The sequence below is a fragment of the Paenibacillus sp. NPDC101420 genome (genome assembly GCF_050277435.1).
Lineage (GTDB): Bacteria > Bacillota > Bacilli > Paenibacillales > Paenibacillaceae > Paenibacillus_AQ.
This window is the reverse complement of the sequence record NZ_JBNNSE010000003.1, coordinates 261378-282684: the sequence shown is the minus strand read 5'-3', so window position 1 is coordinate 282684 and position 21307 is coordinate 261378. Positions and strand designations below refer to the sequence as shown.

The window sequence follows — 21307 nt, the reverse complement described above, 5'->3', positions numbered from 1 at the left end:
TCTTTGGATATCATTTTGATTATACTTTATATATTCGCTATAACGAACGATTTGTATTTTGGCTATGCCCTCTTTCTCCGTTCATTCAGAAAGATTCCGCCCACAAATGAAAGAGTGGTGCTTTACAATACCACTTATTTCGACAATGTAGAATGGAATAATCGTTTAAAACGGAGGATTTTGCCGGAAGCCCGCAGATTTTGTTTTTCAACAGCTACAATGGGCTCAGGAGAAAGGAGCAAAGAAAGTGAAGAAGAAATACCATTCAGTCTTCATAGCTGCTTACGTTCTGATTATTCTGGTAGGAGTAATATGGCACGCTGGAGGGGTAAGCGCTCAGGATACCATTAAGCTTACTGTGAATTCTCATACCACGAGCACAGCCACCATGAACAATATGAAGCCCGGTGACGAAATGAGCTCAGAGTACACGATTATTAATGATGGCACAGAAGGCTTTGATTACTTTGTGGACTTTAAATTCATCTCTGGAGACGTAGAGTTGTACAATATTCTCCAAATGACACTCGAAAAAGAGGGAGTAATCATCTATTCGGGAGTGATGAGTGAGGCTGCTGGCAGAGTAACCATCGGTTCACTTGCTGGAGGAGAGAAGAGTGTAATTCAAATGGATGTAACCTTCCCATGGGAAGCCGGCAACGAATATCAAGGGAAGGCCACAACCGTAGCTTTTGAATTCTCCGCTTCCGGAGAACCAGGTCCAACCACCGAGCCTACTTCAACGCCAACAGCGACGGTTTCACCTACACCTGATCCATCACCTACAGCAACTGCAACAGCAACAACTGAACCTACTACAACACCTACTGAAACACCAACAGCTACACCTGAAGCCTCACCGTCACCTACGGTTGCACCAACCACAACACCTACGGATTCACCAACGACTACTGCTTCACCTACAGCTGTCGTAACACCAGGTCAGTCAGTGCCACCAACAGCAACACCATCGCTTTCACCTACGGCTTCACCGCCTGCAGTCGATGAAATAAGCGTTACTGAAGAACCGATTCCAATGGGCGGAAGCAGTAATGAGCCTACACCTGCAGCGTCACCAGGTGCTGGTAGTCAAACCACCAGTGCAACACCTCAGCCAAGCGATGAGGTAGCCTTACCTGACGGCGACATTCCTTTGGGAGCACCAGAGGCAGGCAACGAGCTTCCAAATACCGCCGAGCCTTGGTATAACTTAATTCTGGCCAGCTTAGCTATTGCGGTACTCAGCGTGATCATCATGCGCAGATTGAAATCGAAGAAAGAATAACATTTAGTAATATAAGTCTGGAGGAGAGAGTATGAAGAAGCGTAATGGTGTCTTATTAACCGTGAAGCTAATCTTCATACTCTCTTTAGTTGTGCTGATTTATTCGATCGTCCAAGTCGTCAAAGCACCCATCGAGGCCAAGCAGGCCCTAAATGATTGGGCAAAAAAGAGGGAGGAAGCTATCGCCCGCCCCCTTCCAAATGAAGAGAACCCTCTCCCCAAGGGAATGGTCAGTTCTCCAAAAGAACAACCATCTTCTTCTCCCTCCTATAAAGTGGGTGAAGTGATTGGAGAAATCCGCTTCCCCACCTTAAATAAGAAGGTGGCTATTCTGGAGGGTACGGAAAGCCCTGAATTAAAAAAAGGAGCTGGACACTATATAGGTAGCGCAGCCATCGGCGCCATCGGTAATAGCGTGCTTGCTGGACACCGTGATACCGTATTCCGCAATCTAGGAGAACTTGTCGCAGGAGATCTGATCGAACTGGAAAGCATGGACGGTACGTTCACCTATGAAGTGACAGGCAGCACGATTGTAGACGGGACTGAACGCGGCGCAATAAAACCAAGCGATAAGGCTATTCTTACTTTGATCACCTGTTATCCTTTTTCATACGTGGGGTCAGCACCGGACCGGTATTTACTTTCAGCGAAGCTAGTGAAGCAAGAAATATCGCCTCATTAAAGCTAATCTTAACTCTTAATCTTCCTCCTCAGGGATGAGACCGGATATGGAAAGTGATACTATATAGATACAACAGTAATGAGGAGATGACCCACAGTGAAAAAAGAGGTTATAGAACGGTTTATTTCGTATGCTCAAATGGATACCCAATCGAACGAGGATAATGAAACTTGTCCGTCCACTCCGGGGCAGATGGTGCTGGCCCACAAGCTGGTCGAAGAGCTCAAGGAGATCGGCATGGATGAAGTGCAAGTGGACGAGCATGGATATGTCATGGCTACACTCCCAGCCAATACGGAGAAGGATGTTCCGACCATTGGTTTTTTAGCGCATCTCGATACAGCAACTGATTTCACAGGAACGAATGTAAAGCCACAAATCGTGGAGAACTACGATGGCAAAGATATTCTTCTGAACAAAGAATTAAATGTTGTATTGTCTAAAGCGAGCTTCCCAGAGCTGGCAGAATATAAAGGTCATACATTAATTACAACCGATGGTACCACCCTGCTTGGCTCAGACAATAAAGCCGGTATTGCCGAGATTATGACAGCTATGAATCACCTTCTTCAGCATCCTGAAATCAAGCATGGCAAGATTAGAGTCGCCTTCACACCGGATGAAGAAATTGGCCGCGGACCTCATAAATTTGACGTAGCTGCTTTTAATGCTTCCTATGCTTACACTGTGGACGGAGGCCCACTCGGTGAACTAGAGTATGAAAGCTTTAATGCTGCATCAGCCAAAATCTCGGTTTACGGCGTCAATGTACATCCTGGTACTGCCAAAGGAAAAATGATTCATTCCGCAAAAATCGCTATGGCGCTCCATCTTAGACTCCCTTCTGAGGAAGCTCCAGAATTCACAGACGGTTATGATGGCTTCTACCACCTTAGCTCCATAGAGGGCTCACCGGAATTCAGCAAGCTTCAATATATCATTCGTGACTTCGACCGCGAGAAATTCGAGGCACGTAAAGCCTTTCTTTCTGCCATCGTAGATGAATTCAAGAGCATCCATGGTGAAGAGAACATCGTGCTTGAAATGAAAGACCAATATTACAACATGCGCGAAAAAATCGAACCGGTGCGTCATATTGTCGATATTGCCCATGAGGCGATGGAGAATCTGAACATCACACCGATCATCCGCCCGATTCGCGGGGGAACAGATGGCTCACAGCTTTCCTACATGGGTTTACCTACACCTAATATTTTCACGGGGGGCGAAAATTTCCACGGCAAATTCGAATACGCCTCTGCTGACAACATGGAAAAAGCGGTAAACGTAATCGTCGAGATCGCCAAGCTGTTCGAACAAAAAGCCTAAATCGTAATTCACGTCACTCCATATTGAACACAAAAAAATCCCTGAAAAGGTCGATTCAGACCTCTCAGGGATTATTAATGTTCAAAGTCTATTCGATTAGCATCTTTCTTCCGGCGGCGTGTCTTTCCAGATCACATTTTCCCCGTAATTCTTACCCCAATCATACATCAATCGAAGGACGGGAAGCAGACTCTGTCCATATGAAGTCAGAGAATACTCTACTTTTGGAGGAACCTCGGCATACACTTTCCGAAGAACCAACTGATCTTCTTCAAGCTCTCGAAGCTGATTGGTCAACATTTTTTGCGTGATATGAGGAATTAACTTCTTCAGCTCACTGAACCGCTTTGTCCCTTCAAGCCCAAGATGCCACAGGATTATCAGCTTCCATTTGCCTCCAATCACCGCAAGCGTCAGTTCCTTCTCGCAGTTAATTTCCTTCAAGTTGATGCGATCTTTAATCTCGGTTGCCATAACTAAAGCGCCTCCTCTCTCCTGTTGTCATACTAACACAAAAACGAATAACCTCCTTACTAGGAAGGCATTCGTTTCTGTACTCTCACTCTAAATTAGCATGCTTGCCGAACATCTGCTTAGTCGTCTGCCCCGTCTTCTCCATCATCCGCAGAATCACTGCATCGTAAAAGACTAACATCGTCTGTTCGAATAAAGAAGCCATTGGCTGAATCGTGCTGTAGCCTCCGCTGGTCTGATCTTTTGTAGATCCCGGCAGCTTCACTACATAGCTCGCTAAACGTCCGACGGTCGAGTCTGGCGCAATCGTAACGGCAATAACCTCTGCACCTACTCCTTTGGCCTTCTCTGCCATAGAGATCAGCCCCTTCGTCTCTCCCGAACCGGAACCGAGCACAAGCACATCACCAGGCTCAATACCCGGGGTTACCGTTTCTCCCACGACGTACGCTTCTTTACCGACATGCATGAGTCGCATTGCAAAAGCACGTCCCATCAATCCTGATCTACCAGCCCCGGCCACAAATATCTTATTCGACTGAAGAAGCAGTTCAGCCATTCGTTCAGCCTCTTGCTGATCAAGCTGAGAAATGGAGCGCTGAAGCTCCTCTATAATCTGCTGCGCATATTTCAATGTGTCCATTGTAATCTTAAGCCTGGTTAACTAGACGTTTCATCTCTGCCGCTGCGGCCTTTTGATCAGCCTCACCCGTAATGCCTCCGCCAACGATAACAAGATCAGGATTCGCTGCAATAACTTCCGGAAGCGTACTTAGCTTGATACCCCCAGCGATAGCGGTTTTAGCCTGTTTAACCACACTTTTAATTGCATTCAAATCTGCAAAAGAATTTTTCCCTTCCGCCTGATGGTCATATCCAGAGTGTACGCAGACATAGTCTACGCCAAGTGCGTCTACTTCAGCCGCTCTTGACTTAATATCTTTTACATTGATCAGGTCAACCAGAATCTGTCTATTCGTCTTCTTAGCTTCCTCCACCGCACCCCGAATGGTAGCATCATCAGATACACCAAGCACAGTAACGATATCAGCACCAGCTTCTGCCGCCTTCATCACTTCATATCCACCAGCATCCATGATTTTCAAATCAGCCAATACTGTCAAAGCAGGAAAAGCTTCCTTTATTGCTTTCACCGCATGCAAGCCTTCATTAATAACGATAGGTGTTCCAATTTCAACGATATCTATATATTCAGCAACCTCTGAGACAATCTCTTTCGCTCCCGCAATATCCACTAGATCCAATGCTAATTGCAATTTCATATTTATTTGCACTCCTTGTTAATATATTTTAGTAAGTCATGTACAAATTGTAGATCCTTACATCCTTTAAGGGAAGTAGGCACTTTATTGTGATGTAGTTACCTGGAGGATACTAATGTGCTGCTGCCAGCTTTATCTTTGCAGACATTAACAACCTTTTGTCATATTTTTGTAAAAGTACTGCATTTTCATGAAAGCTGTGCTAACATTACAGTTTGTTTATGGAATAACAGCAATTTAATCATGATGTAAGAAGGTGTACAATGAAGCACAATACTCACCAAGAATTTAACCTTGTAAAACTAACTTGGCCGATATTCCTGGAACTGTTCCTATTTATGCTCATGGGCAGTGTGGATACTTTTATGATCAGCTCCGTATCGGACGATGCCGTATCGGGTGTTGGCGCAGCGAATCAGATTATCGCGATGGCTATTTTAGTTCTCAGTGTAATTGGTAACGGCGCAGCGATTGTGGTCTCCCAATACCTCGGTTCCAAAAAACCTCTGGAAGCCGCTCAAGTGACCGGCAATGCCATTACTCTAAACCTGTTAGTAGGAATTCTCCTAAGTACGTTTTTACTGATATTCGGAGGAACTCTACTAACTGCCCTGAATGTAAAAGGGGACATTCTCGTTTACGCTAAATCCTATATTCATATTGTCGGCGGCGGTATTTTTCTCCAAGCATTAATCAATGCTCTGGCGACCACAATCCGTACGCACGGTTTCACTAAACAGACGATGGTCGTATCCTTGCTGATGAACATCATACACGTGGTGGGTAACTACTTACTCATCTATGGTCATTTTGGACTTCCAGCGTTAGGTGTCGAAGGTGCAGCTATCTCAACGGTTGTCAGTCGGTTTATCTGTCTTATTATTTTCTTCTTACTGCTCTACAGAGTGATGGAGGTACGGGTGAAGTTAACCTACTACATTCATCTTTCCAAAAAATATGTGCAGCAAATTCTCAAAATCGGCATCCCGTCCGCGTTTGAATCGATTATCTATCAATCTTGTCAGCTCGTATTCACGCTGTATATTACCTACCTGGGCGCCGAGGCTATGGCCACTCGTCAATACGCGCTCAACATTTCCAATTATATTTATTTATTCAGTGTAGCCGTCTCCATGGGAACCTCCATTATCGTAGGACATCTGGTGGGAGCTAGGCGCCCCAAGGAGGCCTATACGCGCGTATTCACCAGTGTGAAGTGGGCACTTCTGGTCACAGTAGTAATAGATGTGCTTGTGATCGTCTTCCGGGTACCGCTATTCGGCCTCTTCACAGACAACGAGAACATTATTCTGATGGGGGCTCAGGTTATACTGCTTAGTTTCTTCCTAGAGACCGGGCGCACAACTAATTTGGTCATCATTAACTCACTACGCGCCTCGGGCGATGCGAAGTTCCCAGTATATATGGGACTGATCTCCATGGTCTGCATGAGCTTACCCCTTGGCTATTTTCTGGTATTCCAGCTTAACCTAGGATTAGCTGGTGTGTGGATTGCCACTGCGGCTGATGAGTGGACAAGAGCTATCATTATGTATTTCCGCTGGAAGAGTCGAGCTTGGGAGAAACATGGACTGATTCAGCACGATGATGTAGAACACAGCGTGCCTTCCACTACCCCTGCAGCTGTAAATTAACGAATTTATTTAGGTGGTTCTCTAAGGTCATACCAGATCTTAAGGGTCCACCTTTTTTGTCGCTTCATGATTACATAAATATTAGAATGAATGAAGGATTCTACGTTACAATAGATAGAACGTAATTAATCTAAAGGGGAGAACCTCATGCCGGAAGAAACCGGAATCCACGAGTTATTGACGCTCAAGACGATTGCGGAGACCTTAAACAGTTCCAATGAGCTCAAACCGATGCTCGATACAGTTATGGGTAAGCTGTTAGATCTAACAGGAAATACGGCAGGCTGGATCTTCCTGAGCGAAGAGAATATGGAGTATGAATTCGCCGCAGATCAAGGTTTACCGCCAGCGCTGCAACGGAACAATAAACAGCCGATGCAGTGTGGAAGCTGCTGGTGCTTAGACCGCCTATGGGACGGACGGCTAGAGCATGCCGTTAACATTCTAAACTGCAAGCGGCTGAGTAATGCCAGGCAATATAACTGGGGCGATACGTTGGGGATCACCCACCACGCCACTATCCCATTGCATTCAGGCGAACGCTATTTAGGGCTTATGAATGTAGCTGCACCAGGCAAAGCACATTACCCCGACAGTGAGCTGGCTCTGCTACAATCCGTGGCCCTGCAAATTGGCAGTGCCATTGAACGCATGCAGTTATATAGCACCGAGCAGCGCCGTGCCAATCTGTACGCCAAATTAGGGGAGTTCAGCGCTGCTTTGAATATAACGGCTAGTGAATGCATCTCCCCAAGCATTCTGGTGGAGAAAACCACCGCCCTGATTGGTCAATATTTCGATTGGCCTTTTGCAGCGATCATTGGACAACACGCGGGCAAATTCGAAGTACATGCAGCCGCTCACGCAGCTAATATAACACCTGAATTAGCTCCTTTTGAGCTCTCGGATTCCTTTAAGAATCGTCTAAGGGATATTGCGAAAGGACAGCGCTTCGCAACATTAACCTCTGACGAAGAACAGGAAATTACGAACTCATGCTGTTCCGAACAGCCTGTTACAGAGCGAGTTGTAATGCTTGCCGTCCCCTTTCGGCAGATTACTGCACATGGTTCAGCCATTCTACTCATCACCTCGCCTAAAGCACTCGCCTCCGCAACCGCAGATGGAGAAGTACTCGAAGCGATTGCCGAGCACATTTCAGCTACACTGGAAAGTGTACAGCTCGGAGAGAAGCGCCGCGAAATCGCGCGTCTGGACGAGCGGAATCGACTGGCCCGTGACCTCCACGACTCGGTGAACCAGATTCTGTTCTCCCTCTCGATGACGGCTAAAGGTGTAGAAAGCATGCTGCAGCAAGAGCATACCTCCCATCCGGCAGCTGAGGCTGTCCGCGATATTCAAGAGCTCTCTCAATCTGCACTCAAAGAAATGCGTGCTTTAATTATGCAGCTTCGTCCTGCAGGACTGGAAGCCGGGTTATTGACCGCGCTGCAGACTCATGGTCAGCAACTAGGGCTGTTGATACAGACTCAACGCAGCGGTGTACTCGAACTTCCCCGCAATGTGGAAGAAGGACTGCTGCGCATTGGTCAAGAAGCACTTAATAATGTACGAAAGCACTCCGGTGCTTCTAAAGCTGAAGTATCTCTATTTTTGAACGCTACCGAGGTGATACTGAGCATTGCCGATCAGGGCAAGGGTGGTGCTAAACGGCGCTGTAACACAGACACCAATGAATCCCTCGGCCTGCATATTATGAAGGAAAGAGCCGAGGCGCTCTACGGCCATATTCAGATCCACAGTGAGGAGCACCAAGGCACAACGGTTGAGGTAACCATCCCTTTGCCCCTCCAATCCACATGAAGTCGGGTGATCACAAATGACAATAGGTTTATTACTGGTTGACGATCATGCAATGGTTCGTCGAGGGCTACAAGTGTTTCTCTCGACACAACCGGACATCAAGGTTATCGGAGAAGCGTCGAACGGCCGCGAGGCACTAGAGAGAACGGCTGAGCTCCAGCCGGATATCATATTAATGGATTTGCACATGCCCGTTATGGACGGCATCGAGACGGCTAAACAACTGCGGGTCTCCCATCCACAGGTCAAAATCATTGTGTTGACCTCCTTTTCAGATCAGGACCATGTACTCCCTGCTATCCGCGTAGGGATCAAAGGGTATTTGCTAAAAGACATAGAACCAGAAGCGCTGGTAGTCGCCATCCGCAAGGTACACAGTGGTCAAGTTGAGCTGCATTCCGCAGCTGCCAGTCAACTGATGAATCTAATGGCAGCTTCTACACCAGAACAACTGAATGTTAGCAACTCAGATCTGAATGGATCCAGTACTACATCGGTTACAATCACCGGATCTGAGCTTCTTACTCCACGAGAGCAGGAAGTGTTAGACCTCATTGCACTAGGTATGAGCAACAAAGAGATTGCCAGTAAGCTGGTCATCACCGAGAAGACTGTTAAGACACATGTCAGTCATGTACTGGGAAAGCTGAACTTATCAGATCGGACTCAAGCTGCCATTTTTGCATTGAAAAGCGGCTACAACTCATAGCGCCACAGCCCATCTACAACTATAGTCTTAGACGCTCAGCACAATGGCTGAGCGTTTTTATTATGCAGGTTCATTCCATGTGCTGACGTCAACAAATGTCGATTCAGCTATCATTGGTCTATAGCAATCAACCTTATAGGAGTGGATACAGATGAAAGTCATGATCCTGACAGGCAGCAATCGAAAAGAAGCGACCAGCACGAAGTTGGCAGAGCATGCCGCACATTTTATTAATCAGCAAGGCGAACAAGTCACCCTGTTTAATCTCCATAAACGCCCACTGCCCTTTTATTCACCAGATGAGTCTTACGCGGAGCATGAGCATCTAAGCGCCCTCCATCAAGAGATGCTAACTGCGAACGCAATCATCCTGATTACCCCGGAATACCACGGTTCCATGAGCGGCGTGATGAAAAATGCTCTCGACCATCTAGGCCAGACGCACTTCAACGGCAAAGTGGTATTGTGCGCTAGCTCTGCAGGTGGAGCTGTAGGTGTAAGCTCATTGCTTCAATTGCAGGCGGTTGTACGCAATCTACATGGGATTAATACGCCAGACTGGATCTCCATCGGCGGGATGCAGCGCAAGCGGTTCGAGGTTGAATACGACGGGTACGAGGGCGGTCAAGAAATTGAAGATCGCATTCGCCTAGTCTTAGAATCATTCCTAAATTTAGCTCGCAAAATCAATAGCCCGACAGGTGCCGCCCTATGATCAAAGGACTGTTTGAAACCCATCTGAACGTGACTAACCTTGAACAATCTGCTCATTTCTATGAACATGTTCTGGGACTACCCTTAGCACATTCGGAGAATACTGAAGGTCGCAAGCGGCGATTTTACTGGATTGGAGAAGATCGTAATCAGGCCATGCTGGGGATTTGGGAGAAGGCACCTTCCGAGGTTGTGCGTCAGCACTTTGCTTTTCAAGTAACGCTTGAGGATTTGAAGCAGTCAGTATCCTACCTGAAGGCCAAGGGGATTGAAGCCTCCAACTTCCTCGATGATGATAAGGGACAATTGTATGTATTTGGCTGGATGCCAGCCGTATCCGTGTATTTCAGTGATCCAGATGGTCATTCCTTAGAGTTCCTATCTATACTGCCTGATTCACCCAGACCTGAGCTAGGAATGGTACCCTGGAAAGAATGGGAACTAATACATGAAAGAAATTGGTAGTTATTGATAAAATTCAGGCTAAGCCTGCACGAGGAGACGAGAATATGATAAAAGGACTATACGAAGCACATTTACCAGTAAGTAATCTTGAGGTATCTATCGAATTTTATGAGAAATTGGGATTAAAAATGGCCTGGCGGGATGAGGAAACTGCATTCTTCTGGATGGAGGAAGGTCGGAGTTGGATCGGCATTTGGGAAGGAAAGGAAGTAGCAACGCCATACCACCCATCTTTACGGCATATTGCCTTCCGCGTAACTTATGAGGATCTGAAGCAATCACTGCAATGGCTGGAATCCATTGGGGTAGAGGCTGTTCCGTTCCGTAATCGAACTTCCGTTGAGCCTTTTATTCGAGCTTATCAAGGGAATGCTTCTGTGTACTTCAACGACCCGGACGGCAACAGCCTGGAATTGATGTGCCATGTAGAGGTTCCTGAACATTTGAAGCATCTCTCAGAGAATATCATCTTAACCGAGTGGGAGAAATTGCTCGACCATAAATAAAAATACTCAAACAAAAAACAGCTGCCCACCATCAAGGGTCCAGCTGTTTGAGTATGTTAGCTGCTTCTATTTAACCATCTCTTGCATGGTTTTAGTAAAGGCTGTTACTTAATCGTGATGCCTTTCTTCATAGCCTTCATATCTGAATTCGTGTTCACAAGCATTGGCAGTATCTTCATACTTCTCGTCATGGGAGAGTTACATTGCCAGCAGGTAGGTACGTACTGAAATGCAAAGTTATCGCGCATCCAACCGGTGCAACCTTCCTTGGTACAAGACCAAATGGCTGTGTCTTCCTGCGGAAGATCCTCCAGTGCTTTTTTACGAAAATACATAAGTACCCCTCCTTGGATCGAATCGAGACGATTTCGCCACCCTATTAGGGGCAGATTCATAAGATGAAAAATAAAAAAGCTGCCCTCAACTTGTGTTAAGGGCAGCCTAATTTTCGAATTACAGTTTTACAACGTTTTCGGCTTGTGGTCCACGAGCGCCTTGAGTTACGTTGAACTCAACGCGTTGGCCTTCGTCCAAAGATTTAAATCCGTCGCCTGTGATTGCGGAGAAGTGTACGAATACGTCGCTTCCACCTTCAACCTCGATAAAACCAAATCCTTTGTCTGCATTAAACCATTTAACTGTACCTGTTTGCATGATATTACCTCCAATATTTTATTTAACACATGTCCTTTTATTCCTACGTAGTGTACGAACAAATAAAAATTCACACATTGGAAAAGGACTCATACGCACAAATGATAACCTTTTACAATATGTGAATTAAGGGTTAAATTTATGATTAACTTCATTGTACCACACTAAATCATTGAATGCAATGTAAATGCCTACTTTTTTCATTCCGGCTCAATATCCTCTATATTAAAGGCTTTAGAGCCGGAAATGTGCACGGGTTAATCGATGTATCCTGCCAGCCCTTTATCCATTAAGTAATCCATCTCCGCATCAAGAATCGTCTCCACTGTGATTTCATCCAGCTTCACATCACGCTGGCCAACAACATAATCAACCAGATCATCATTGTCGATGTCTACCTCGCCTTTGGCATTGGCCTTGGCGTTATTGATAAAGGTCTGTTCATGCTTCAATACTAAACGAATTAATTTAGGATCTACTTTGGTTTTGGCAGATAATACGGTTACTAATTCCTGCTCGTTTAATTTGTCACTCATTTTTCAAATTTCATCTCCCTACAATTATTACATCTCCATTGTAGCATATTTCACGCTTTAACGCGTCATTACGCGAAGTATACCGCGGTTTGTTCACACTTTTCTTGCTATCACAGGCTCTGCAACATTCCACTTCAGGTAAGTTATTTAATAAAAACAGTTGTGAGGAACATTGACTTGTGCCAAAATATAAAAAAAGTGTTGGACCAAATTGAATACTAGAAAAGGCGGTTGAATTCATGAGCTCTGTATCTTCCCAGCAATTAGACACAAACAGCAACAAGGCACATCGTTATATCGAAGACGTATACGCACAGGTTGTTGCGCGTAATCCTTTCGAGCCCGAATTCCATCAGGCTGTAAAGGAAATCCTTGAATCTTTGCTTCCAATCCTGGCTGCTGAACCTAAGTATCAGGAAAATGCCATTCTGGAAAGATTGGTTGAGCCAGAACGTTTGATTATGTTCCGTGTTCCTTGGACAGATGATCAAGGCAAGGTCAGAGTTAACCGTGGATATCGTGTACAGTTCAGCAGTGCCATTGGACCTTACAAAGGTGGACTTCGCTTTCACCCTTCCGTTAATGCTAGTATTATCAAATTCCTCGGCTTCGAGCAAATCTTCAAAAACGCTCTTACCGGCCAACACATCGGCGGAGGTAAAGGCGGATCCGACTTTGATCCTAAAGGAAAATCCGAAGGCGAAATCATGCGTTTTGCACAAAGCTTCATGACTGAATTGCAAAATTACATCGGTCCTGACCAAGACGTTCCTGCAGGAGATATCGGTGTAGGTGGTCGTGAGATTGGTTACATGTACGGACAATACAAGCGGATCCGCGGAGGATATCCGGCTGGCGTATTGACTGGTAAAGGTATTGGTTACGGTGGAAGTCAGGCTCGGACAGAAGCTACTGGTTACGGTACAGTTTATTTCGTAAACGAGATGCTGAAAGCAAAAGGCCTTTCCTTTGAAGGAAGTCGCGTTGTTGTTTCCGGTTCTGGTAACGTAGCGATCTATGCGATTGAAAAAGCTGTACAGCTAGGTGCAACAGTCGTAGCTTGTAGTGACTCCGCTGGATATATCTATGACGAAAACGGCATTAACCTCGAAACTGTCCGCCGCCTGAAAGAAGTCGAAAGAAAACGGATTAGTGAATATGTGAATGAACACCCTAACGCTGTGTATACCGAAGATTCCACGCAAATTTGGACTATTCCTTGTGATATCGCCCTTCCGAGTGCTACTCAGAATGAGATTGATGAAGCTATGGCTTTGAAACTGATTGAGAATGGTGTTAAAGCAGTAGGCGAAGGCGCCAACATGCCATCCACCCTTGAAGCTATTCACCAGTTCCAACAAGCTGGCGTGCTATTCGCGCCTGCCAAAGCTGCTAATGCTGGCGGCGTAGCTGTATCTGCGCTTGAAATGGCCCAAAACAGCATGCGTATGTCCTGGAGCTTTGAAGAAGTTGATACGAAGCTGCATGAGATCATGGTTTCCATCTATCAACAGTCTGTAGATGCATCCGAGCAGTATGGACAGTCCGGCAACCTCGTTGCAGGAGCGAACATCGCTGGATTCAAGAAAGTAGCCGATGCTATGTTGGCTGAAGGCGTAATCTAATCAAGCATAAACAAACGGCGTTGTGATCATACGAAGTCCCCGTAACCGGTGAGTAAGAAGCCGGGGACGGGGACTTTTTAATTCAACTATGAGTTCCAACCTGGGATTTGCCGCAAACCACCATCCCATATAGAATACGTACTCTTCACAACCATATCGGACGGTGAAGAAGCCGTGTGAATGTAACAGGAATCAATCCCTGCCTTCAGAGCCCCCTCAATATCCGTACGAGGATCATTTCCAATCATAATGGCTGAGCTCAAATCCGCTCCATACCTTTCAACTAAATAGCGATAAAATAGCGGATCAGGCTTGCTCACCCCTGCTTCCGAAGAGATCGCAATGCCATCAAATAGATGTATGATTCCGAGCATAGTTAACTCTGCCTCAATAAATGTCTTCTGCCCGTTGGAGAGCAAGAATACTTTTCTGCCACGTTCTCTTAACGTTTGTAGAATTTCAGTCACACCCTCATATAGAGAGATATGGACCATCGATAACGTCCGTAGCCACCTCACGGTTTCATATAACCACGCTTGATCCGGTTCTCCACCTAATTGACGGGCCACAGACCGAAACACTTCCTCCATTACGAAATCCGGATACTCGCAGCTCCGTGCGGCTTCACCAAGTTGAAGATCCCGCTCCCGCAAAAACCGTTCTTGCAGTTCACTACCTGATATAGAGAGTCCCTGATATCCGAAATGGAGAGCTAACCTTTCCCATACCTCAGATTGCTCCTCATCTGTCTCAATATCAATCAGTGTACCGTACAGATCGAAAATATAAGTCTGATACATCCCCGTCTTCCTTCCCATGATTCACATTGTAAGTTACCCCTTAGTCACATTCTCCGTCGCAGCCTGCCCCTCCTCCATTTTGTTTGACACCTTTTGATAGAGATAGGAGATCCCGAGCAGGCAAATCCCAAAGCTGGCATAAGCGATAATTTTACTTCCGGTATTCAGTAGTCCCAAATCGTATAGCAGCAGCTTACCTGTCGCCAGAAGCGTTAATCCAAGGCCGAAGCGCCGGATATACACATATCTTTTGCGGAAGCCGTACATGATGAACAGAACTGCTATCAACAGATACACAAGACTAAATATTAATCCCGCATCGCTTAATTGCAGCTGTACCCCTAGAAAAGCGGTGACGATTCCGAGTAGATACACTCCCATGAAGACAGGATAGATTTCCATACTTTTATACTCACGTTTAAGCAAGGTGATCAGCAGATCACGTCCACTAAACCACACGAAAATATTGAAGATAATAAGCACACCCAGTGCGATATAATCAGCCCCGGTATTACGTGCAAGCTCATTCTGCAGGCTTGGCAAGCCTACTGTAATCACCAAACAAATAGCGTAGCCGATCCCAAAGAGAAGTCTCACAAAATACTTAACAATCGTGTCATAAAGCACCTTCACCTTTGGCAATACATAGGCCAGAATAATAGTTAACAGAGCGGACAGCAGCAAATTATAGAAGGTTCTATGCGAGAAATCCTCCGGTACAGCCAGACGATACAGTCTTCTCGATTCATACAAACCATAGATCCAGAAATTCAATAATGCCGCGTATTTAAACCACAGGGCTAAGGTGATTTCGTAAGGCTCACTGCGCTGTAGGACATCCTTTCGATTATGCTGAACAGCGTACCATACGGCAATGATCAGCATGCCTGCAGTAATGAAGACATATTTTAGCGGAAAATAGAAGTCTGCGGAATTCAACCATTCATTGGCTATACTGAGCTGCATTGGTACATTTAATCCGAAGAACACCGCAAGGCAAAGCGTTAAAATCCCCCAGCCTGCCCTTTCCATCCCTTTAAACCGATTCAGATTACCAAACAAGGTAAGCACAACGCCTTCAACCAACCAGCCAATGGACCACCAAGCCGCTCCGAATTGGAACGGAATCATCAGAATACCAAAGGTCAGCGAAGTAGCGTAGAACAGCAGCATGCTTTCTTTTTCTTGTGGCATCAGTTTTTCAAGCCCTCGTCCAAGCCCTAGATACAGCAGACAGAAGAGCAGCGCCAGCGCACCATTGTAATCCTTGAGCCCTGCATCCAGAAATAGAAGATACAAGGTAAGACAGCTAATAAACGTGTTGCATCCCAGTAGAGAGAAATCCCACCAAGACAACTTGGAGCGATACTTGAACGGGTACCATAACGTAATACCCAAATACATCGCAAAAGTCAGCACCGCATAAATCATATTCATTCCGTTGCTATCCGATAACGCTATTAATATCAGCATGGAGGGTGTATTAAATAAGTAGCTGATGTAATTGACCACGTTCCAGCGTTTGCGGAAGGAGATTAGTAGAATGAATAAATTCAGAAGAAATAAGTAGCCCATTGCCACATAAACTGCGTTGCCTGAAAGCCCGAAAGCCCCAAGATAAGAATATAGTGGCAGGTACCCTCCGATTAAGCCCAAAGCACAAATACTTCGTGATTCATACCTTAAAGACAGGAGCACCGCAGTCAAAGTGACGAGCACGGATAAGGACAGCCCTACATAAATACTGATAATATCCAGTAAAAAATAGCTATAGAAAATAGAGCCGTACAGCACTGAAATCCCGCCGCCAAGTAGCCCTAAAGCGAACGTCCCTTTTCCTTTCCGGTATAGCCACTCCCCGCCCCCTAACATCAGTAAACCCAGTAGGAAAAAGGCGCCTCCCTTCATATAACCGGTGAACCAATTGGAATAGGAGTATCTGAATGCCGCTCCCACGGCCAAGATCAGCAACAAGATCCCAAGCTTGTTAATCCAGCCTAGTCCAATTTTCATTTCGATCTGATTTTGTTTTCTTCGACGCTCCAATACTTCTTCACTGATCTCTTCTGAGGCAAAATCATGTAATCCGTTATCCATTCTGGAGTTCAGAGCAATTTCGGATTCCCTCAGTTTTTGTCGCTGCGCTAGTACACGCTCATTTAACTCCGCCGACAACGCTCCAAGTCGACTGGATAACTCCGCTTTATCCTCACCGAGCTGCCTCGCGGCTGTTTGGTACAGCTGCTGAATATGACGCTTTGTGTCCATCTCAAAAGCCGTCAGCCGGTCCGTATGGGCAAGGCTTTTAGAGGCAAAATAAGTCTGCAGCTTCTGTCTCGATAGACTAAGAATGCCAAGCTTCTCATCTAAAATTTGTTCCGTTAGCGTAACTTTTAGCTCTGTATTCTCTTCTTGAAGCTTCCCTACCTGAGTCTTTAACTCCACTAAAGCAAGCTTATGTTTCTCATATTGCTTCTTTAAGTGTTCATTCTCGTTGACCAGATCGTGACTTTCATATTCCGCGATCAGAGCTTCATATTCCTTAATAAGCCCGTCCTGCTGGACCTTCATGAATCTAAGTCGATCTTTGAATGACTCCATAGCGCCTCCTAATGTGAGCGATTGTTAATATTTCCATTTTACTACAAACGGAAGGGTCTCTTACTCTTTTTTATGCAAAAAACTGCAACATATTTGAGGGATGTCCCGTCTAGATAATAACAACACTAACAAATGAACTTAAAAAGGAGCTCACAACTATGAACAACATTTTAAAAACAAGTACAGTTCTTTTAACTTTGTCCCTAGCACTTTCAACAGGAGCAGCCTATGCCGCACCAACAACAACTTCTGCGAAAAATGATGCTGCTCAAACTACCGTTAGCGCTAACCAAAAAACATTTGCGATTGAAATCAACGGTTCCGCTCTGAAAGAAACAGGCTTTCAAACTGCAAATGGCAAAGAGCCTATGGTGCCACTTCGTTCGGTTACTGAAGCACTTGGCTTTGAATTAACTTGGAATGGACAAACTAAATCCGTTGATCTTATCAATGGTGCTGTGTTCACTACAGTGAAAGCCGGAGAAGATCGCTATAGCATTAATAAAATGAATACTACGCTTGGAACTGCACCACAATTGGTTGACTCCATTTTGTACGTTCCAGCTTCCTTTGTAAGTGAAATCATCCACCACAACATGACAGTGAAGGGAGATTCCATCGTGATCACTGCTGCTAATCAGGAAGAGCATATGACCAAGACTGGCGTGATTACAGCTGTCAATAATGAGGGCAAATACCAATCCGTTCAGATCCAGGGTGTAGGCACAGATGGCATCGTACTGAATGTAGGTGAAGATACGACTATCGAAATGGCAGACGGTACTAAGCTTGCTCTAAAAGATCTTCATATCGGTATGACCGTAAAAGCAGAGCATTCCATGATCATGACCATGAGCCTGCCACCGCAAACTCCAACTTACAAGATCACTGTTCTAGATGAGCAGAAACAAAATGATCTTTTGGGTACTGCAGGTATCATTGAAGAAGTTCAAAAAGACGATGAAGGAAACATCAGCATCACCGTTAAAGGCAGCGGCCTGAACGAACAGTCACAACAAGAAGTAGTACTTCGCATTAGCAAAGATACCGCGCTAATTAATACCGATGGCAAAGCTGTAAACAGCAGCGAGCTTGTAAAGGGCGCAAAAGTTATAGGATTCTACAGCCCTATGCTGACTAAGAGCCTGCCACCAATCGGCACAGCTGCTAAAGTCGTAGTAGATTCCGTTCAACAATAACATTATTAACAACCCTAGAGCTGTCCAATCGACAGCTCGTACAAACTAAACAGCGCGCGCCAGTACTCCATTGGCGCGCGCTGTTTGATTTTTCTAGAATCTATCACCTTATGAATCACTATTTAGGATTAATTGCATCAATGCTAATAAACGTTCTAAGTTAATTGGCTTACTAAGATAATCTGTTGCACCCGCTTGTAAGATTTTCGCCTTATCTTCCTTCATCGCCTTCGCGGTCAGCGCTATAATTGGAATTTTATTCCCTGCCGGCATTTCTCTGATTCGAGCGATAGCTTCAAATCCGTTCATTACCGGCATCATAATATCCATAAGAACGAAGTCTATGGATGCAGATTGCTCCAGCGCATGTATGCCTCTCTCTCCATCCGCAGCTGTAGTTACTTGCAGTCCACGCTTCCTTAGCGTGTTAGATAACGCGAACAGATTCCGCTCATCATCATCCACAATTAGAACATGCTTATGATTTAAAGAGGTGAAGTCGCTGCTTATGTTCTCACTGGTTGCTGCGGGAAGAGCAACCGAACTTTCTTCCTCATGATTAAGATCTGCTATCCCAGCGGTTTCTTCAAGGCTAGGGTCCTGAAGCTTCATTGGCAAATACACCGTAAAGACACTACCTATTCCTTCTTGACTCTCCACTGTAATCTTACCGCCGAGCAGTGTTGCCAGTTCTCTGGATATGGATAACCCAAGCCCAGTTCCACCGTATTGACGTTCTGTATTTCCATTCGCCTGTTGAAAAGCTTCGAAAATAATAGCCTGCTTCTCAAAAGGAATCCCAATTCCAGTATCTTTGATGGCGAAAGCAATAAATAACCCTGGTTCCAAATGTGCCAAACTCCGTAGTTCGTCTGTAGTCGCCAAACGTATTTCAAGAGTTACTGAACCATTAGCTGTAAACTTAAACGCATTGGACAGCAGATTTATAATAATTTGCCGTACCCTTTGAGCATCCGAATAAAATAGCGGAGGTAAGTCCTCCCCCAGTTGTATATGCAAAGGAATCTCTTTTTTTCGAGACAGGTGACTGAAGCTCTGAAGCATTGCCTCCGGGATCTCCGTTAGATTTATCGCTTCAACTTCAATATTCAGCTTCCCTGCCTCAACCTTGGACAAATCTAAAATATCGTTAATCAGCGCCAGCAGATCTTGCCCAGAAGAATGAATGGCTTGGGAGAATTCAATATCCTCCTCACTTAAGGACCCTGACTGATTCTCCATGAGAAATTCGGAGAGTAACAATATGCCGTTAAGCGGAGTTCGGAGTTCATGAGACATATTCGCCAAGAACTCCGATTTATACTGCGAGCTTTGCCGCAATAATTCTGCAGATTGAGCAAGCTCTATTCGAGCTTTTTCAGCCTCAAATGACTTTTGTTCAGCTAAGAGATTCTTATCTTCCAGCTTTCTATTCGTCGCATGTAGCGACTCTGTCTGGATTTGCAGCTCCTCAGACTGGGTTTGTAGTTCTTCAGTATACACTTGAAGTTCTTCGTTTAAGCGTTGGGATTGCTCCAAAAGTTGATCAATTCTCATACTGCTGATGGTACTGTTAATTGCAGCACCAAATGCATTTGAAATAGACTCCAAGAATTTAATCTGCGGCTCAGTAAGTGGAGAAAAGGAGGCAATTTCCACCACAGCAACTACCTCACCCGAAAAACAAACTGGAAGTAATATAAGGAATTTCGGTGCGGAAATGCCCAGCCCGGACTGAATGTTGATATACTCATCTGGAAGATCCTGTATGTGAATCAAACGTGCCTCTTTAGCACATTGACCAACCAAACCTTCTGCAATTTGGAATGTCCCATGATCTGTTATGTCGCTGTTTCCAGCAAAAGTAGAAGTTCTATTTAACATGTCTCGATCATGATCTTGCGTCCGTATATATAAGGCACCATATGGATAATCAATAACTTCTGCAGTTTTACCTAAAAAGATATCCCCCAGTTGTGAGACTCGTGTGATGCCCTGATACCTTGACAGCAAATCATTAGCATGATCCTGAATCCATATTCGCTCTTGTTGCGTGTCTATCAGATGATTCGTAGCGACACTGAGATCCCTGATTTCATCATTCGTGGTAATCTCCACTCTTCTCTTCGTATCATCAGCGGAATCTAATCCAGTAATCGTATGAGTAACCTTACGAATCGTACTAACGATGGCATGTGAAATGATCCACGAGGCGATCACTGAGGTAACAGCAATAATCGCCCAAACAATATAAAGGAGCTCCAGCAGCAATTTATTCTGATCTGCCTGTCCAGCTATCAAATCATTAGTATTCTTATTCATCGTCTCGCGGTAAGTACTGATCTGGCTACGAATTCGGTCCATTTGATCTTTGCCATCATCCGAATGGAAATATCGTAAGATTTCAGCTTCCTGTCCCTCTTTTTTCAACTCTATCACATAATCCCCGGACTGCTTGATCCACTGCTGGATATTATTTTCAATGCCCATCAGACGCTGAAGTTGCATGGAATCATTAGCAGTAAGCACGGAGAGCTCATCATAATTCGCCTTCCATTGAGTTTTCCCCAAATTATAGGGCTCCAGATACTTATCATCGCCGGTGATAATATAACCTCGTTGTCCCGTTTCCATATCTAGAATGTTCTTCTCGATCTGATTAGCCAAACTAGTTATCTCTCGATCCTGATGGGAAATAAAGCTACTTTCCCGCTGCAGCGCATTGATTCTATCATGCATAACCATCACGAATCCTAATAGACAGATCACGATAAAAATTGTTATAGATAGTATTTTATACTGCAAAGTAAATCGATGTTTTTTCACAAAGTGCCTCCGTCCTGTCTTCTAAGCCTAACTCCTTACCTAATTCCTTATAATAATGGCTCTTTGTTCCTTCTTCACTGCTCCACTAAGTTTTCTATGTGAATTTTTACTGCTGGTAACTTAAACATTTTTGAGCA

At 45.0% G+C, this 21307-nt stretch carries 20 protein-coding genes; 11 read left to right on the top strand and 9 right to left on the bottom strand.

All coding sequences use genetic code 11. From position 1 onward, the window contains the following. Window positions 1–247: 247 nt before the first annotated feature. The 3 genes from ACQKMP_RS16550 (at window position 248) to pepT (ending at window position 3299) form a co-directional block, all read left to right on the top strand. Window positions 248–1285 carry a hypothetical protein gene (locus tag ACQKMP_RS16550; RefSeq protein ID WP_427470000.1) on the top strand — a complete coding sequence of 346 codons (1038 nt, stop codon included), beginning with the start codon at window positions 248–250 and terminating at the stop codon, window positions 1283–1285. A gap of 31 nt (window positions 1286–1316) precedes the next feature. After that, window positions 1317–1970, top strand: a complete 654-nt coding sequence (locus tag ACQKMP_RS16545; RefSeq protein ID WP_427469998.1) for a sortase — start codon at window positions 1317–1319, stop codon at window positions 1968–1970. Window positions 1971–2066: 96 nt separating this feature from the next. Beyond that, window positions 2067–3299, top strand: coding sequence for a peptidase T (gene pepT, locus ACQKMP_RS16540; protein ID WP_427469996.1), 1233 nt, complete (start codon window positions 2067–2069; stop codon window positions 3297–3299). Window positions 3300–3395: 96 nt separating this feature from the next. On the opposite strand, the gene ACQKMP_RS16535 is transcribed toward pepT, so the two are convergent. The 3 genes from ACQKMP_RS16535 to hxlA all read right to left on the bottom strand — a co-directional run bounded on the left by ACQKMP_RS16535 (window position 3396) and on the right by hxlA (window position 5056). Further along, on the bottom strand, window positions 3396–3773 hold the full coding sequence (locus ACQKMP_RS16535; protein ID WP_036682121.1) for a winged helix-turn-helix transcriptional regulator: 378 nt from the start codon (window positions 3771–3773) through the stop codon (window positions 3396–3398). Between the two features lie 85 nt (window positions 3774–3858). Beyond that, a complete protein-coding gene (gene hxlB / locus ACQKMP_RS16530; RefSeq protein ID WP_379424700.1) occupies window positions 3859–4416 on the bottom strand; it encodes a 6-phospho-3-hexuloisomerase in 558 nt (185 codons plus the stop codon). 7 nt (window positions 4417–4423) lie between these two features. Continuing rightward, complete coding sequence (hxlA, locus tag ACQKMP_RS16525; protein ID WP_339799330.1) at window positions 4424–5056, bottom strand: 3-hexulose-6-phosphate synthase; 633 nt, start codon at window positions 5054–5056, stop codon at window positions 4424–4426. Window positions 5057–5319: 263 nt separating this feature from the next. Here hxlA and ACQKMP_RS16520 point away from each other — a divergent pair, with 263 nt between their 5' ends. The 6 genes from ACQKMP_RS16520 to ACQKMP_RS16495 all read left to right on the top strand — a co-directional run bounded on the left by ACQKMP_RS16520 (window position 5320) and on the right by ACQKMP_RS16495 (window position 10929). Beyond that, on the top strand, window positions 5320–6711 hold the full coding sequence (locus ACQKMP_RS16520; RefSeq protein WP_427469989.1) for an MATE family efflux transporter: 1392 nt from the start codon (window positions 5320–5322) through the stop codon (window positions 6709–6711). A 147-nt stretch (window positions 6712–6858) separates the two neighbouring features. Further along, window positions 6859–8535 carry a GAF domain-containing sensor histidine kinase gene (locus ACQKMP_RS16515; RefSeq protein WP_427469983.1) on the top strand — a complete coding sequence of 559 codons (1677 nt, stop codon included), beginning with the start codon at window positions 6859–6861 and terminating at the stop codon, window positions 8533–8535. Window positions 8536–8551: 16 nt separating this feature from the next. After that, entirely contained in the window at window positions 8552–9244 is a 693-nt protein-coding gene (locus tag ACQKMP_RS16510; protein ID WP_042192733.1) for a response regulator, read from the top strand. A gap of 151 nt (window positions 9245–9395) precedes the next feature. Further along, complete coding sequence (locus ACQKMP_RS16505; RefSeq protein ID WP_042192735.1) at window positions 9396–9959, top strand: NADPH-dependent FMN reductase; 564 nt, start codon at window positions 9396–9398, stop codon at window positions 9957–9959. Next, window positions 9956–10423: a VOC family protein gene (locus tag ACQKMP_RS16500; protein WP_339243924.1), complete on the top strand. Its 468-nt coding sequence runs from the start codon at window positions 9956–9958 to the stop codon at window positions 10421–10423. Before ACQKMP_RS16505 ends, ACQKMP_RS16500 begins: the two co-directional genes overlap by 4 nt. A gap of 44 nt (window positions 10424–10467) precedes the next feature. Beyond that, a complete protein-coding gene (locus ACQKMP_RS16495; protein WP_339243925.1) occupies window positions 10468–10929 on the top strand; it encodes a VOC family protein in 462 nt (153 codons plus the stop codon). A 104-nt stretch (window positions 10930–11033) separates the two neighbouring features. Here ACQKMP_RS16495 and ACQKMP_RS16490 read toward each other — a convergent pair whose 3' ends face one another. The 3 genes from ACQKMP_RS16490 to ACQKMP_RS16480 form a co-directional block, all read right to left on the bottom strand. After that, window positions 11034–11264 (bottom strand): cold-shock protein, encoded by a 231-nt coding sequence (locus tag ACQKMP_RS16490; RefSeq protein ID WP_042131520.1) that lies wholly within the window; start codon window positions 11262–11264, stop codon window positions 11034–11036. Between the two features lie 118 nt (window positions 11265–11382). Beyond that, window positions 11383–11583, bottom strand: coding sequence for a cold-shock protein (locus tag ACQKMP_RS16485; protein ID WP_019914790.1), 201 nt, complete (start codon window positions 11581–11583; stop codon window positions 11383–11385). Window positions 11584–11840: 257 nt separating this feature from the next. Continuing rightward, on the bottom strand, window positions 11841–12119 hold the full coding sequence (locus tag ACQKMP_RS16480; RefSeq protein WP_042192741.1) for a hypothetical protein: 279 nt from the start codon (window positions 12117–12119) through the stop codon (window positions 11841–11843). 239 nt (window positions 12120–12358) lie between these two features. On the opposite strand from ACQKMP_RS16480, the gene gdhA reads away from it, so the two are divergent. Next, the gene (gene gdhA, locus ACQKMP_RS16475) at window positions 12359–13744 is read left to right on the top strand and encodes an NADP-specific glutamate dehydrogenase (RefSeq protein WP_042192743.1); all 1386 of its coding nucleotides are present in this window, start codon (window positions 12359–12361) and stop codon (window positions 13742–13744) included. An 86-nt stretch (window positions 13745–13830) separates the two neighbouring features. On the opposite strand, the gene ACQKMP_RS16470 is transcribed toward gdhA, so the two are convergent. Further along, entirely contained in the window at window positions 13831–14544 is a 714-nt protein-coding gene (locus ACQKMP_RS16470; RefSeq protein ID WP_427469979.1) for an HAD family hydrolase, read from the bottom strand. A gap of 33 nt (window positions 14545–14577) precedes the next feature. Next, window positions 14578–17145 (bottom strand): DUF2339 domain-containing protein, encoded by a 2568-nt coding sequence (locus tag ACQKMP_RS16465; protein WP_427469977.1) that lies wholly within the window; start codon window positions 17143–17145, stop codon window positions 14578–14580. 158 nt (window positions 17146–17303) lie between these two features. Here ACQKMP_RS16465 and ACQKMP_RS16460 point away from each other — a divergent pair, with 158 nt between their 5' ends. After that, on the top strand, window positions 17304–18344 hold the full coding sequence (locus ACQKMP_RS16460; protein WP_427469975.1) for a copper amine oxidase N-terminal domain-containing protein: 1041 nt from the start codon (window positions 17304–17306) through the stop codon (window positions 18342–18344). Between the two features lie 108 nt (window positions 18345–18452). Here the strand turns inward: ACQKMP_RS16460 and ACQKMP_RS16455 are convergent, their stop codons facing one another. Then, window positions 18453–21170, bottom strand: coding sequence for a CHASE3 domain-containing protein (locus tag ACQKMP_RS16455; RefSeq protein WP_427469973.1), 2718 nt, complete (start codon window positions 21168–21170; stop codon window positions 18453–18455). Window positions 21171–21307: the final 137 nt, after the last annotated feature.

Coding starts and splice junctions, on each gene's coding strand:
- ACQKMP_RS16545 (WP_427469998.1), top strand. CDS start 1,317: ATGAAGAAGCGTAATGGTGTCTTATTAACCGTGAAGCTAATCTTCATA.
- ACQKMP_RS16535 (WP_036682121.1), bottom strand. CDS start 3,773: ATGGCAACCGAGATTAAAGATCGCATCAACTTGAAGGAAATTAACTGC.
- hxlB (WP_379424700.1), bottom strand. CDS start 4,416: ATGGACACATTGAAATATGCGCAGCAGATTATAGAGGAGCTTCAGCGC.
- hxlA (WP_339799330.1), bottom strand. CDS start 5,056: ATGAAATTGCAATTAGCATTGGATCTAGTGGATATTGCGGGAGCGAAA.
- ACQKMP_RS16520 (WP_427469989.1), top strand. CDS start 5,320: ATGAAGCACAATACTCACCAAGAATTTAACCTTGTAAAACTAACTTGG.
- ACQKMP_RS16515 (WP_427469983.1), top strand. CDS start 6,859: ATGCCGGAAGAAACCGGAATCCACGAGTTATTGACGCTCAAGACGATT.
- ACQKMP_RS16510 (WP_042192733.1), top strand. CDS start 8,552: ATGACAATAGGTTTATTACTGGTTGACGATCATGCAATGGTTCGTCGA.
- ACQKMP_RS16505 (WP_042192735.1), top strand. CDS start 9,396: ATGAAAGTCATGATCCTGACAGGCAGCAATCGAAAAGAAGCGACCAGC.
- ACQKMP_RS16500 (WP_339243924.1), top strand. CDS start 9,956: ATGATCAAAGGACTGTTTGAAACCCATCTGAACGTGACTAACCTTGAA.
- ACQKMP_RS16495 (WP_339243925.1), top strand. CDS start 10,468: ATGATAAAAGGACTATACGAAGCACATTTACCAGTAAGTAATCTTGAG.
- ACQKMP_RS16490 (WP_042131520.1), bottom strand. CDS start 11,264: ATGTATTTTCGTAAAAAAGCACTGGAGGATCTTCCGCAGGAAGACACA.
- ACQKMP_RS16485 (WP_019914790.1), bottom strand. CDS start 11,583: ATGCAAACAGGTACAGTTAAATGGTTTAATGCAGACAAAGGATTTGGT.
- ACQKMP_RS16480 (WP_042192741.1), bottom strand. CDS start 12,119: ATGAGTGACAAATTAAACGAGCAGGAATTAGTAACCGTATTATCTGCC.
- gdhA (WP_042192743.1), top strand. CDS start 12,359: ATGAGCTCTGTATCTTCCCAGCAATTAGACACAAACAGCAACAAGGCA.
- ACQKMP_RS16470 (WP_427469979.1), bottom strand. CDS start 14,544: ATGTATCAGACTTATATTTTCGATCTGTACGGTACACTGATTGATATT.
- ACQKMP_RS16465 (WP_427469977.1), bottom strand. CDS start 17,145: ATGGAGTCATTCAAAGATCGACTTAGATTCATGAAGGTCCAGCAGGAC.
- ACQKMP_RS16460 (WP_427469975.1), top strand. CDS start 17,304: ATGAACAACATTTTAAAAACAAGTACAGTTCTTTTAACTTTGTCCCTA.